The following is a 13,633-nucleotide window of genomic DNA, read 5'->3' as shown; positions in this document are numbered from 1 at the left end:
ATACTCATGGCAAGAGTCCTGATAGTTGAAGACGAAAGTATCGTTGCGCTGGATTTACAACGGCGCTTGATTCGTCTTGGATATGATGTTCCACGCGTTGCAGCGACACATGATCAGGCATTGCGTGCGGTGCATGACGTTTGTCCTGATATTGTGTTGATGGATATTAATATCGCCGGTGATATTGACGGCATAGATACCGCAGCCAAGATACTGGCGCCAGTGATTTATCTGACAGCGTATTCTGAAGAAAAAACCTTGGAACGTGCCAGGGCAACCAAACCCTATGGCTATCTGATCAAGCCTTTTTCTGAGCGTGAATTACATGCCACGATACAGATGGCGATGGAGCGCCATCAGGTAGAAACCCGTCTGGTACATAGCGAAGAACAGTTGGCCCGTGCCTATGCGGTAATGGAGGTGGCCAAGCGTGAGCTGGAAATCCGTGCAGGTGAATTATTTGAAGAAAAACAGCGATTGGAAGTGACACTGAATTCGATCGGTGATGGTGTCATTACTACCGATTTTCAGGGTAATATTACGTATCTGAATCCAGTGGCCGAACAAATGACAGGCTGGACTCTGACAGAAGCCTGTGGCCAGCCCGTTTCCAGAGTTTTGGTACTGATCAATGAAGAAACCCGGCAATCAGCCTTATCTCCTGTTGAGCAGGTATTGCGCACTGGCGAAATTTCGGGACTAGCCCATAACAGCGCCTTGATCAGTAAACAGGGTAGTGTCTATTCGATTGAAAATTCTGCTGCACCGATGCGCGATCGTAATGACCTTATTATTGGTGCGGTTCTGGTGTTTCATGATGTGAGTGATGCGCGTCGTCTGGCTGAAGAAATGACCTATCAGGCGACCCATGACTCTCTGACTGGATTAGTGAACCGTAGTGACTTTGAAAGGCGACTGGAGGCGGCGATACAAAATGCCCAACAGTTAGGGCAGCAGCACGCACTTGCCTATCTTGATCTGGATCAGTTCAAAATTGTGAATGACACTTGCGGCCATAGCGCTGGTGATGAATTGTTGCGGCAAATTTCTGGCTTATTGCGATTGGCATTGCGGGCCAATGATACCTTGGCTCGTCTTGGTGGAGATGAGTTTGGTGTTTTATTGGAATCCTGTCCTCCTTATGTGGCAACACAGATTGCAGAAAATCTCAGAAATATTATTGCGGATTTTCATTTCGTCTGGACCGAAAAAACTTTCCCGATCAGCGTTAGTATAGGCTTGGTCAGCTTCGGTGGTCTCGGTGCTGATTTTGTCACCTCGACTGAAATCATGAGCACAGCAGATACTGCATGCTATGCCGCAAAAGACCTTGGCCGTAACCGGATTTACGTCTATCAGGCCGATGATCATGAGCTCAGTAAACGCCATGGTGAAATGGATTGGTATACGCGGATTTTCAGCGCGATTGAACAGAGCCGGTTCGTACTATATGGGCAAAAAATTATTTCGCTGGGTAGCGCATCGTCATTCGATGAGCATGCTGAGATTTTACTGAGACTAGTCGGTGAAGATGGAAAAATTATTCCACCGATGGCCTTTGTTCCTGCCGCCGAACGCTATGGATTAATGACAGCGGTAGACCGCTGGGTGATACGTAATGCATTCGCTTACATTGCCAGTCTGCCACCCGGAAAAAGTATTTTATTTTCGATTAATCTCTCGGGCGGAACGATGAATGATGATACAGCGCTAAGTTTCATCATGACTGAAATGCAGGCCTCCGGCGTACGTCCTGACAGTATTTGTTTTGAAGTGACGGAAACGGCAGCGATTGCCAGTTTACTCAATGCCAGCGCTTTTATCGGTGCCTTAAAAAACAAAGGTTGTCATTTCGCACTGGATGATTTTGGCAGTGGTATGTCCTCATTTGCGTATCTGAAGCATTTACCGGTCGATTATCTGAAAATAGATGGCTGCTTTGTGAAAGACATTGCACGGGATCATATTGATGCAGCACTGGTTGCTGCCATACATGATATTGGTCATGTGATGGGAATGAAGACGATTGCAGAGTTTGCAGAAAATGACGCTATTCTTGAAAAACTCAGAGCGATCGGCGTTGATTATGCGCAAGGCTATGGTGTCGCTTATCCGGCGCCGCTAAAGTAAAAGGCTGTGTGTTGACTTGCTCAGTTATCTTATTCAGTTGGCTAACTGAGTTGGCTCACTCACTTGCTGATGTTTTAGGTGTTTCTTTGTGCATAGCGTTTGATCTTTCGTTCGTCACTGTAGTCACTATATTTGGCATTTCAAATCGATAACCGACACCATATACGGAATGCAGATATTCCTGATCCGGCAGTTGTTGCTGCAACTTACGCCGGATGTTTTTGATATGTGAATCCACTGTCCTGTCGTTCACATCACGTTGATCTTCGTGGGCAAAATCAAGTAGCTGTTGTCGTGAAAATACTCTTTCTGGGCAGGTGATCAGCTCTGCCAATAAACGGAATTCGACCGGTGTCAGATTCAATGCAATACCATCGAGAAAAATACACATCTGGTTCCTGTCTACACGACAGCGCGGCAATGTTTCTGGTGCTTTCAGCATACCGCTACGCCGTAGATGTACCTTGGCTCTGGCGACGACTTCACGTGGACTGAAAGGTTTGCAGACGTAATCATCTGCACCTACCTCCAGCCCTAATAAACGATCTACTTCATCGACTCTGGCAGTCAGCATGATGATGGGTACCTGACTGAATAATCTGGTCTGTCGGCAGACTTCAATACCATCAAGTTCGGGTAACATCAAATCCAGCAATACCAGATCGGGAGCATTGCTACGGATGGCCTCCAGCCCACTCCAACCTGTGCTTTGGTGTGTAACCTGATAGCCGCTGGCAATAAAATAATCGCTCAACAATGCCGCAATCTTCACATCGTCTTCAATAATTAAAATCTGTGCTGAGGTCATTATTTTTTCCGGACATTGAGTAAGGCAGATATTTGATGATACTCAAAATAGTCAGACCAATGGCAAACGAATCTGAATTTTTACGCCGCCCAAAGAAGATGACATGGCATCAATTCTCCCATCATGCGCCTCCACCAACGCCTTACAAATGGAAAGCCCCAAGCCACTGCCACCACATTCGCGGCTGCGCGCAGGATCAACTCTGTACAGCCGGTCAAATAGCATCGCATGAGCATGAGGCGGCACGCCGGGCAAACTGTCTTCGATACTGATTTGTACGAATTTACCTTTAGTGCTGACGTCACAGTGTATGCGTCCTCCGGCGTCGGTATAGCGGATACTGTTTTCCAGTAAATTAGAAATAACCTGTGTCAATCTACCGGCATCGCCATGTATTAACAGTGAGCTTTCAGGTAGCTGGCTCCTGAGTGACAATCCCGCAGCCTCAATCCGTGCCTGATAGCGTCGCAGTATGTCACGCAGCAGTTCGCCGATATCCATTGTTTGTCTCTGATAATGCAGACCGCCACTATCGGCGAGGGTGAGTTGGCGGATATCATCAACCAGTTTGTTCAGACGCAGCACTTCCGCATGCAGTGATTCCAGTGCAGCTGGCGTTGCGGTTCTGATTCCGTCTAGCAGAGCCTCAATTTCTCCCAGAATGACGGTCAGTGGCGTGCGTAGTTCGTGTGAGATATCGGCCAGCATTTTGCTGCGCTGAGCTTCGTTTTCTTGCAAGGTTATTGCCATCGCATTGATATGTCGCGCGAGATCACCCAGTTCATCCTGCCGGACACTGACTATTCGCGCCTGAAACTGGCCACGGGAAATGCGTTCCGTCACTCTGTGCAATGACGCAACCGGACGTAACAGATGCCGCGCTAACCAGAATGAAAAAATAATGCTGATGACGATCAGTAGCGTTGCCAGCCATAGCGTATGGCGAATTTGCAGGCTGACAAAATCAATCCCACTGGCATTGGAAATTTGCCGCAGAGGCGCCAGTCGCAGAGTGCCGATTTGCTGTTGATCCAGCATGATAGGACGGATGGTGCCGCCCGGTGCATCTGCGGGGCCTATCAGTGCATGACCATCACGATCAATCAGCGAAATACGCTGACCAAAGCGAGTCGGATCTAATGGCGGTCGTTGTTCAGGTGGCGCATCTGGTGGTGGAGGGGGGTGTTCTTGTGTTGGCTCATATTCAGACCCATTCGTGGCCTGGCGTAGTCTTGGACGCATAGGCGGCGGAGGTGGCTGATCACGATCCGACCCGGGGCGTGGTGGCTCCCGCAACTGATCCAGCAGATCACGCATCGGGCGACGATTATGTTGAAACCGTTCAAAGCTGCCATGACGACGATAATCTTCTGCGAGTAGTTTGCTCAGACGTTCCAGATCCTGTGCCTCGAGTTCGCTCAGATAGGTGATAAAGCCGCTTTTTAAATTCTGACTGGTAATCCAGGCCATGGTGCCGATACTGAGCATGGCCACAGTGGTGATCGCCAGCGCTATCTTGCTTGCGATGGTCAGTCGCATAGTTGTTTTTCCTGTCAAAAATGAGCGGCGAATACCTTGTTAGAATAATTCAGCGGCGATCTTCACGCCAATCATGTCAGCGATATTACACTTCAATCATGGAGACATTGTGAAGATGCTATTGCTTGTCTGGCTTTGCCGGGACAATGTTGCATCAGTCCCCTGAATTCAAAAAATGATGACAGAAAAAATAAGCTCCTCCATCCTTTCTCCATAATTGTGATGCATTCTGGCAACGTCATCAGAACTGCTCTGATGCAGATTCCAGTACCGGACACAGGAGGCTCTCATGTTTGCATCATATAAAAAATCTGATTTTACGACCAGCACCGTTGCGACGATCAGCAAGCTTGGCAAGGTGAGTAAGATGAATAATGGCTTGTCATGTGCTGCTTTACTGCTATTGAGTGCCTGTGGAGGTAGCAGCGACATGGTTGCAGACAAAACCATAAACACACCGGCAGCTCCCCCGATTATTGTGGGAAGCAGCTTATTGATTTCAGATGCAGAGCCGTTGCCTCCCGCGTCTGCGCCGGCATCTGCTGATGTGACTATTCCCGTGTTGCAACCTAACGAAGAAGGCAGTGCGCTGACTTTTAGTACGACCGGCAGTATTGACAGAAGCAATCCCTTTTTTAAACCTTTTGGCAACGGTCGCAGCTGCGCCACCTGCCATCAGGAGACTCAGGGTTGGAGCCTGCGCCCGGCGTTAGTGCAAGAGCGCTTCAATGTGACGAATGGTAATGACCCTTTGTTTAACCTGAATGATGGCGCTAATTCTCCTGTCGCTGTCGCAACGACGCTTGATCAGAAACGTCTTGCGTATAGCATGTTATTGAGCAAAGGGTTGATCCGTGTCGGATTAGGCGTGCCGACAGAGGCAGAATTTACACTCGATAAAATCGATGATCCTTATCGCTTCGCCACAGCGAAGGAATTATCTTTATTCCGGCGACCTATGCCGACCACCAATCTGAAGTTTTTGAGCACAGTGATGTGGGACGGACGCGAAACATTCACAGATGCAAAGTCCAATGTGTGTATTACTGGTAGTCGTCCACTGCGTTGCTTCGCTACGATAGATACCGATTTGTTGCATCAATCTGTCAGTGCAGTAACAGGGCACGCACAAGCGGCACAAGGTCTGACAAGCAACGAGCAACGATCCATTGTTGATTTCGAGAAAACCCTGTTCACCACACAAATGATCAGCAAAGATGCCGGTAATCTGAATGACCTGGGTGCGAAAGGTGGGCCGCAAGAGTTATCAAAGAATGACTATTATTTTGGTATCAATGATGTGCAAGACGGAGACTACAAAACCTCTGCGCCTTTCAATAGAAATGTGATGTCATTATTTGCTTCCTGGCGTGGGCTGGATAGACCTGCACCTCCAAATCCACCTATTCCGGTAAGAGTGGCAGTGCCAGCGCCGAGTGCGCAGGATCAAGCGAGGGCGTCGATTGCACGTGGTGAACAATTGTTCAATAACCGGCCGTTTAATATCGTGCGCGTCAATGGCTTCAATGATGAACTCAGAGTCCCTTTACAGCGCGGCACATGCACCAGCTGTCATAGCGTACCAAATGTCGGATCACATTCGATACCGCGTTTGTTCAATACGGGCGTATCCGATGTGGCATTACGCACCGCCGATCTGCCTTTATATACACTCAAAAATAAAACGACAGGAGAAGTGGTGCAGACAACAGATCCTGGTGCGGCAATGACAACGGGTAAGTGGAGTGATATAGGACGCTTCAAAGTGCCAAGTCTGCGTGGCATAGAAGCGCGCTCACCGTATTTTCACAATGGCTCCATCGTTGACCTGACTGATGTTGTGAAATTTTATGACAAGCGCTTTGCAATAGGTTTGACTCCGCAGGAAATCGCAGATATGACGGCATTCCTGAAGGCCTTATAGTAAGGGAAATCGATCATAAAAAAAGGACCGGATGACATCATTTTTATTTTCAAACAGAGAAAATAAAAAATGAGAAAATCCAGTCCTTGTTTGCAGCTCAGCCTATCGTAAGGCAGATGTTATCTGCCTGGTACGGATTATTTTGCGGGTGCTGCAGGCGTCGCTGTTTTCACTTCTTCTTTTGCAGATGCAGCTTGCTCACTGCCTTGTTTCATCTGATGTTTCGCTTTATGTTCAGCCATGTGTTCAGCTTTATGTTCACCCTTATGCTCGGATTGATGTTCCATTTTATGGCCCATTTTTTCTCCGGCATGTTTCATGGGCATTGCGCTATCCTGTGTTGCTGTGGCAGATGCAGAGACGGCGCTGGCAGCTTTTGCCGCATGGTCAGCATGGGCTTTTGCACTTGCTGCAGGTGTGGCAACTGCAGTCGTCGCTGCAGTACTTGCTGCTGCAGAGGCTGCGACCGGCGCTACTGCTGCTAACGGTTTTGCAGACGGTGCTCCAGTTTGAGCGAACGCTGTACCCATAGCAAAGGTAGCAGCAACGAGAGTGGCGATCAGCTTGTTCATGGTATGTATCCTGTCTTTATTTATTTAGCGCAGACAATTTCTACGTATGTCTAAAACGCAGTCCGGATACATTGTGTTGACATCGAAAGTGTAGCGAATTGTTACTTGGCTTTTTCAGTGATGTATTTGCAGACCACACCATTTCACCGATAAGGATGAAGGCCAAGATCGGTATCAGTATCAGTATCAGTCAGCATAAAAGCAGCGACCACATACATGGTGATAACGCTCGTTGCCACCGATGTCAATTTGCGCACCACTTTTTAAGCGTTTTCCATCGGCATCCACACGAATATTCATCGTCGCTTTTTTGCCGCACGTGCAGATGTTTTTTAATTCTTCAATATCGTCCGCCAGTGTCAGCAAATAGCTGGAGCCGACGAAAGGCTCACCCAGAAAATCACTGCGTAAACCGTAACAAATAACCGGTACGCCACGTACATGTGCCAGTTGATGTAACTGCTGCACCTGTACTGCAGAAAGAAATTGCGCCTCATCTACCAGTACGCAGTTGACCTGCTTCGCCTCGGTCAGAAAATTATATGTGCCATCAAAAATGTCAGCCTCACGCTGAGGTCCAAGGCGTGAAGTAACTTTCCCAAGACCGTAACGATGATCAATCGCAGCCGTATATAACTGCACTTGCTGGCCCTGTTCCTCGTAGTTATGTGCGACCTGCAACAGTGCCGTGGATTTACCTGCATTCATCGCTGAATATCGGAAATAAAGCTTAGCCATGAGATGCCCTTTATCAAAAAAATTGCCTTAATTGATGACGAAATACATCAATTTCAAGAGAGCGTCATTATATTCTTTGGGTATTTTTTTCGACGTAGATGCATAAAAATTTTTACCGATTTTCTCTTGAAAAGCATCCGCCTCACCTTATCTTGGAATCAGCAGATGCTCAATCTGAGGTCTGCAAAAAACAGGTTGAAATGCTTTCAACTCTTTATTTTTATATCGCTTCAATGAAAAGGATATCATCATGCGTCAATTTGACTTTGCCCCACTGTACCGCTCTGCGATTGGATTTGACCGTCTTGCGCAATTGTTCGACGATGCCCAACGTACAGAATCTACACCGAGCTATCCACCCTACAACATTGAATTGATTGCAGAAGATAAGTACTGCATCACCATGGCGGTCGCCGGTTTTGATCGTAGCGAAATTGAGATCGAAAGTGAGCGCGATACATTGAAAGTCATCGGTCGTAAGACGAAAGAAGAATCACAACGTAACTTCCTGCACAGAGGCATCGCTGCACGTGATTTTGAACATCGTTTCCGTCTGGCGGATCATGTCAAAGTCATTAGTGCGCGGATGGATAACGGTTTGCTGAATATCGAACTGGTCCGTGAAATTCCGGAGGCCTACAAACCACGTCGCATCCTGATCGAAGGCGATAACCTGCAACTGGTACAACGTCAGGCAGCATGATTTTTATCTGATCAAACAGAGTGTGGTGTAAAAAAACCTGATGTTTTTCATCAGGTTTTTTTAATGTAGGTGATTTTAATTTAATGCAAGTTTACCTTGCAACGATTGATCAGCGGTCGGTCTTAAACGAGAAAACTCCAACAATTCAGACAGCCGCGCACCTTTGCTATGCCAATCGTAAAACGTTGCTTCACCTAACAGCACATAATGCCAAAGTAAGCTACTGCGCTCTTCTGGCTCTAACGTATTGATACGATTGCACCAGGAAGATGCCGCTTTTAGCTTTCGTTTCACATTCGGATGCGTTACTTGTTGCTGTGCCTTGGTTTCGACCAGATAAATTGCCTGTTCGCTGCGTACTAAAAAATCCGGTGAATAAAAAGCCGGCATACCATCTTCCTTCACATAGCGTAGGCGGGCAAACTCGTGACGGGTTTCGCTGATTTTACAAAATGCCGTAATGCTGGCATCGGCTTGCGCCCAGCTAATGAAGGCGCGTTCCAGACCGCCATTTTTTGCAGGAAAAGGCAGACGTTCGTAAATACATTTGTTGACCGTGACAGAATTACTTTCACGCATCATCAATTTTTCTACCTCAGATAAATGCCGATGTTTAACCTCGGTTGATCCTAACATTTCCTTATGTTCAGCATCTACCAAAGCCATCGCAAATACTTTGGTGATGTGGTCAACCAGAGGTTGCAACAACAAGACACGCCAATTTTCATCTGCCATCGGATCAAATGATTCGTTAAATAATTGATGGCGAATATAGTTCTCTAACCAACCTGTTAATGCAGCAGTATTGGTCTGCAAGTAAGGGCTGGCCAGATGATAAGCAATTTTATTCCCCTTCGGCAGCGGTTGCGATAATGCTTGTGCAATACGACGTGTAATACGTGATAAAAAATCGTTGTAGCCAGAGACATTCATCACTGCGCCATCAACACGATAATCGCCAAATAAGGTACTGCTTTGTAAATCCTGCGAAACAAAGGTATCTCCCTTACCTAGCAAACCTTGTAAAGCTTCACGGCTCATTGCACCAAATGGTGGCAATGTAGTGATATCCACTGCATGATGCTCCATTTGCTCATCGGCTTCATGCAGAATGAAGGGTAAGGCGAAATCAAATTCCTGGTAGCCATCACGCAAATTCGCTGCGATCAAATCGCCAGTGCTACTGGTGTTATCGCTGTCTTCGCTTGTTTCACTAACCAAACCAGCAGCCATCAATTCATCATAAAAAGACTGAAATGCCGGATGCTCAATAATCGACAAGATGTCTATCAAACTACCTGGCTCTTTTCCTTGGTTGATGCGCTCGCGGTTCTCGCGTTTCAGATCGCTATATTCTTCATCGCGCCACATCAAGCGCAAACCGCGCCCTATGGTTTGCTCCAACAAAATCTGCGCTTGCGACGAGCGTAAAGGCACGATCACGCAGATATTATTCACGTCAAAACCTTCACGCAACATCAGTACGCTAACGATCACGCGCGGCGTCGCATGTTTATCGACATCAAATAAGCGCTCTCGCACGATGTTCCATTCTGCTGGTTTTAATTCTTCTTTTTTGCCAGAATCAATAGACATCACCTCATCTGCATTCAAGCCTTCATCTTGCAAGAATTGCGCAACCAACGGCGATACAGTCGTATCTTCACACACCACCAACATCTTCGGGTGACGTGAAGGATCTATCGCTGCAAAATCGGCTTCAAGCTTGCGCAGTTTTTGCAGACCAGCTCGCAGCATGACGCGCTGGCCTTGACCTAAAGTCGGATTACCATCGTCATCGCGCTCGGCTTTAAATTCCAGAGGCAAGGCACCGATTTCTTTGCGTCGGTCGAGAACTAATGATTTCACTAATCCGGCACGCATGGCACTCTTCAAATCAAAGTCCACAATGATGTGCGGGAAGTACACTTTTTTCTTGGTTTTTCCGCTACCGACATCGTTATACGGTGTGGCAGAAAAATCCATTTGCACAAAGCGTCGTCCCTTAGAAAATGCAATTCGCGACAAACTTTTTTGCCATTCAACTTCAGATACATCACCTTCTTTTTTTACTTCATGGATATGATGTGCCTCATCGTTAAATACCATCAAATCTGGCAAGCCAATCAAAAAATCCAGTACGCCGCCGCGTGCATAGCGGCGATCCAATACGTCTAAACTATTTCCGGTGGATTTTCCTGGCATGACAGGTAACAAAGCATCAATCACCCGTTGCGGCTTTAACATCAAGCCGGGGACATCCAACTCTTGTTCTTCTTCCAGTTCATCCACTTCGCTCAGTAAATGCCAGTTGGTAATGGCTATCATGCCATTGCCTGTGGCTTTTAAGCCGATGTTTTCTTTGTCGCACACATTGCCGCGCACAAAGCCAAAGACTTGATCGCGATAGATTTCTGGAATAAACAATTCGGCACATTGCGCCACATCGGATGTTGAAAAATCACGCATACCATTGCGTAGTTTTCCGCAGAAGGCATCGAGCAAACGCTCATACACAATCAAACCCGGTGCCACGATTAAGAACTGGCGCGTGAAGCGCGGGTCATCCAAATCTTCGGCAGTGGCGGCAGATTTATTCAGCATCTGCCAGATCAGCAAGGCTTGTAGCACCCAGGTTTTGCCCGTACCCGTTGCCATCTTCAGGCAATATTTAGGATGCGCATGCTTAGCCTGCGCGACCTCACCCATACGCGAACCTGTCAACAGAGCGTCTGGTGCAGCTTGTTTGTATAAATCCAGCAGATTGGGGGATTTCAACACTTCATGCGCAACGATGGTATTTAAGATCGCTTGTCGTTGACCCGAGTGAAAATTAAAACGACGCGTAGCGCAGGCATCATCGCTAAACCACCAGTGCAATAATTCGGCAGTGGTAGGTGTAACCAATTCAAAAATATCAGCAACACCGCTTTCGAGTCCTATGCATAGTTGAGTGGTTTTTTCGGTCAAGCCAGCGGCAAGTTGCAATTGTGGATCAGTCATAGTGGAAGTTGAGCTCATATCGCCTCCACATTCGCAATCACTTCGGCCTCAAAGCCAAACACATCCACTACCCGGACACATACGCGACGCGACCCTGCTTTGACTGGCAAGTTTAAGCTTGCCTTCGTGATGACGCGCAGCGGATCACTGTCGTTATCGGTATTGCCGCGATAATCCTGCCATACCGAGCGGAATACCTGACCATCATAATCAGGATCAACTGCCCAGTATTCAATCAGCGCTAACGGCTCTTTATTCATCACCGCATGCAGTTTGATTCGGTTGGTGTCATCCAGATTAATCGCTTCTGGTGACAGTAAAATGTAATTGTCTAATGTGATCGTCAGTTGCTCACCCTCTTGCGTCATTATTCGTTCGACTGGCTTGATCGTCAGATATTGCAGCGATGCAAAGCGCACTTGCCCACGCAATTTTTCTGCACTACCTTTTTTCTTGAGCCTGTCGAGTAAATCAGGCGGGATCACCAGCACTTCCAAGCGGCTATCGTTTAACGCAGAAATAGTTTCACCGATAGATGGCTCAAAATTCCAGCCGAGTACCACGACCTTATCCCAGCCACCCATCAAGCTATCGCGCTGGGCGATGGCTTTTTTCAGTGTGGCTGCACCAGTCAGTTTGTTGGGTGAATCGGCGAGTACCAAAGTCTTGTTTGCGCCGGCGATGATCTTACCCAGATTACGGTTGGGATTGTCTTCTGGTGACAAGGGAGGTGCGCCATATAAGGAGAGCACGATTTGCGAGAGATCACCGATGCGGAAATTTTTTCCAAGTGAGGCTTTTGCTGCTTCGACTTGATAATCGCCGATGGCTTGGTAGAGAAATGGTTTGGCGTTTTGGTCGATCAAACGTTTGCGCATGATCATGCAAGCGGGTTTGCCTAGATCGGTGGTGATCCAGCGGCGACCTAGTTTTTCCGCTACTGCGGCCGTGGTGCCGGAGCCGCCATTGAAGTCAGCAACCAACCCATTATTTGGGCAAGAAGCTTGAATGATACGTTCTAGCAGTTTTTCTGGTTTTTGAGTCGCATAATCCAAACGTTCTGACTTGATTGTCACGCCTGGAAACTCATCCCATAAATCTACTGGGCTTAACCCAGGCATTTCGTCCAGATACTGTTTTAAATATGGCCTACCAGATTCTGAATAGTAAAGTTTATTTTCTGCCTCAAACTTCTCCATATTTGCGATAGAAAATGCCCAGTATCGTCCTGAAGGTGGTGGAAACCCATTCCATAAATAAGATGTATCACCACCTCCTTTTGCTGCCGATAGGTCTGTTGTTTTATATCGTTTTCCATTTTTACTATCAATTTTGTTGTATGCGGTTGCTAGATATTCTTCTGAATAATTTTGATAGACAGTTTGAAAATAAAAAGATTCTTTATGTTTCGAGTACAAATGCAAAGTATCGTGAATTCTGCCAAAAAATTTTGCCCCTTGCTTAGCATCATTTTTTGCGGTACTTCGTTTCCAAACAATTTCGTTAATGAAATTATCTCGGCCAAATATCTCATCCAAAACAATCTTCACATAATGCCCAACATGCCAATCCAGATGCACATAAATCGAGCCGCTATCACTCAATAATTCCCGCATTAAAATCAATCTCGGCGTGATCATCGCCAAATAAGACGCAGTACCATCACTCCAGGTATCCGAATAAGCAAACTGCTCAATCACAGTCGGCTTTTGTTCCAGCTCTACGCCGGGCAACACAACCTTGGTACGGTAATCGGCTTTGGAATCAAACGGTGGGTCGATGTAAATCAGGTTAACCTTGCCGCGCAGCGAAGGCGTTTGTTCATCGCCTGCTAATAAAGCTGCCATTGCCAGCAAGTTGTCGCCGTAGATCAGGCGATTCGTCCATGCTGCAGCTGATACAGGCTCGTCGCTCAGTGACTGTACTGGTGAAAATACTTCAGAAGTAACGTTGTTTAAGCCTGCAACGGCATCCTGACGCTGGTTGGTGTTGATCCAATCGTTGCTGGCGCTGTCTTTGGCGGGCAATACCCATTCACGGGTTTGCAGTGCGACGCGGTGGCGGCTTTCCAGACTTTCTAAGATACGTTCAGCTTCTTGTCGCCCCTTGGCGACGATTTCAGGTAGTTGTTCCAGCAGGCTTTTTGACATTGTATTGGCATAAAAATTAACGTAACTAATAGTCTAATACACTACGTAACTATATGTTTAGTTACG

General features: G+C 47.0%; 9 protein-coding genes. 3 read left to right on the top strand and 6 right to left on the bottom strand.

Features of this window, described 5'->3' with window-relative positions; translation table 11 throughout:
* The first annotated feature begins 6 nt into the window (after positions 1 to 6).
* Positions 7 to 2,130, top strand: coding sequence for an EAL domain-containing protein (locus tag ACO0LB_RS12090; protein WP_423049349.1), 2,124 nt, complete (start codon positions 7 to 9; stop codon positions 2,128 to 2,130).
* A 55-nt stretch (positions 2,131 to 2,185) separates the two neighbouring features.
* Here the strand turns inward: ACO0LB_RS12090 and ACO0LB_RS12085 are convergent, their stop codons facing one another.
* Both ACO0LB_RS12085 and ACO0LB_RS12080 read right to left on the bottom strand, forming a co-directional pair.
* Positions 2,186 to 2,938, bottom strand: a complete 753-nt coding sequence (locus ACO0LB_RS12085; RefSeq protein WP_423049348.1) for a response regulator — start codon at positions 2,936 to 2,938, stop codon at positions 2,186 to 2,188.
* Positions 2,939 to 2,989: 51 nt separating this feature from the next.
* Entirely contained in the window at positions 2,990 to 4,477 is a 1,488-nt protein-coding gene (locus tag ACO0LB_RS12080; RefSeq protein WP_423049347.1) for an ATP-binding protein, read from the bottom strand.
* Positions 4,478 to 4,766: 289 nt separating this feature from the next.
* Between ACO0LB_RS12080 and ACO0LB_RS12075 the strand changes: the two genes are divergently transcribed.
* On the top strand, positions 4,767 to 6,401 hold the full coding sequence (locus ACO0LB_RS12075) for a cytochrome C (RefSeq protein WP_423049346.1): 1,635 nt from the start codon (positions 4,767 to 4,769) through the stop codon (positions 6,399 to 6,401).
* A gap of 137 nt (positions 6,402 to 6,538) precedes the next feature.
* On the opposite strand, the gene ACO0LB_RS12070 is transcribed toward ACO0LB_RS12075, so the two are convergent.
* Both ACO0LB_RS12070 and ACO0LB_RS12065 read right to left on the bottom strand, forming a co-directional pair.
* Positions 6,539 to 6,973, bottom strand: a complete 435-nt coding sequence (locus ACO0LB_RS12070; RefSeq protein WP_423049345.1) for a hypothetical protein — start codon at positions 6,971 to 6,973, stop codon at positions 6,539 to 6,541.
* A gap of 186 nt (positions 6,974 to 7,159) precedes the next feature.
* Positions 7,160 to 7,711 carry a thymidine kinase gene (locus ACO0LB_RS12065; RefSeq protein WP_423049344.1) on the bottom strand — a complete coding sequence of 184 codons (552 nt, stop codon included), beginning with the start codon at positions 7,709 to 7,711 and terminating at the stop codon, positions 7,160 to 7,162.
* A gap of 250 nt (positions 7,712 to 7,961) precedes the next feature.
* Between ACO0LB_RS12065 and ACO0LB_RS12060 the strand changes: the two genes are divergently transcribed.
* Complete coding sequence (locus tag ACO0LB_RS12060; RefSeq protein ID WP_423049343.1) at positions 7,962 to 8,414, top strand: Hsp20 family protein; 453 nt, start codon at positions 7,962 to 7,964, stop codon at positions 8,412 to 8,414.
* Between the two features lie 75 nt (positions 8,415 to 8,489).
* Here ACO0LB_RS12060 and ACO0LB_RS12055 read toward each other — a convergent pair whose 3' ends face one another.
* Together ACO0LB_RS12055 and ACO0LB_RS12050 are read right to left on the bottom strand one after the other, a co-directional pair.
* Positions 8,490 to 11,435, bottom strand: a complete 2,946-nt coding sequence (locus ACO0LB_RS12055; protein WP_423049342.1) for a DEAD/DEAH box helicase — start codon at positions 11,433 to 11,435, stop codon at positions 8,490 to 8,492.
* The gene (locus ACO0LB_RS12050; RefSeq protein WP_423049341.1) at positions 11,432 to 13,567 is read right to left on the bottom strand and encodes a site-specific DNA-methyltransferase; all 2,136 of its coding nucleotides are present in this window, start codon (positions 13,565 to 13,567) and stop codon (positions 11,432 to 11,434) included. Before ACO0LB_RS12050 ends, ACO0LB_RS12055 begins: the two co-directional genes overlap by 4 nt.
* Positions 13,568 to 13,633 lie beyond the last annotated feature (66 nt).

The organism is Undibacterium sp. SXout7W (genome assembly GCF_049339385.1).
Taxonomy (GTDB): Bacteria; Pseudomonadota; Gammaproteobacteria; order Burkholderiales; family Burkholderiaceae_D; genus Undibacterium.
This window is presented reverse-complemented; position numbering and strand designations above follow the sequence as displayed.

Excerpts from the sequence above, each read along its gene's own strand:
- ACO0LB_RS12080 (WP_423049347.1), bottom strand. The coding sequence starts at position 4,477 with ATGCGACTGACCATCGCAAGCAAGATAGCGCTGGCGATCACCACTGTG.
- ACO0LB_RS12055 (WP_423049342.1), bottom strand. The coding sequence starts at position 11,435 with ATGAGCTCAACTTCCACTATGACTGATCCACAATTGCAACTTGCCGCT.
- ACO0LB_RS12090 (WP_423049349.1), top strand. The coding sequence starts at position 7 with ATGGCAAGAGTCCTGATAGTTGAAGACGAAAGTATCGTTGCGCTGGAT.
- ACO0LB_RS12065 (WP_423049344.1), bottom strand. The coding sequence starts at position 7,711 with ATGGCTAAGCTTTATTTCCGATATTCAGCGATGAATGCAGGTAAATCC.
- ACO0LB_RS12050 (WP_423049341.1), bottom strand. The coding sequence starts at position 13,567 with ATGTCAAAAAGCCTGCTGGAACAACTACCTGAAATCGTCGCCAAGGGG.
- ACO0LB_RS12085 (WP_423049348.1), bottom strand. The coding sequence starts at position 2,938 with ATGACCTCAGCACAGATTTTAATTATTGAAGACGATGTGAAGATTGCG.
- ACO0LB_RS12075 (WP_423049346.1), top strand. The coding sequence starts at position 4,767 with ATGTTTGCATCATATAAAAAATCTGATTTTACGACCAGCACCGTTGCG.
- ACO0LB_RS12060 (WP_423049343.1), top strand. The coding sequence starts at position 7,962 with ATGCGTCAATTTGACTTTGCCCCACTGTACCGCTCTGCGATTGGATTT.
- ACO0LB_RS12070 (WP_423049345.1), bottom strand. The coding sequence starts at position 6,973 with ATGAACAAGCTGATCGCCACTCTCGTTGCTGCTACCTTTGCTATGGGT.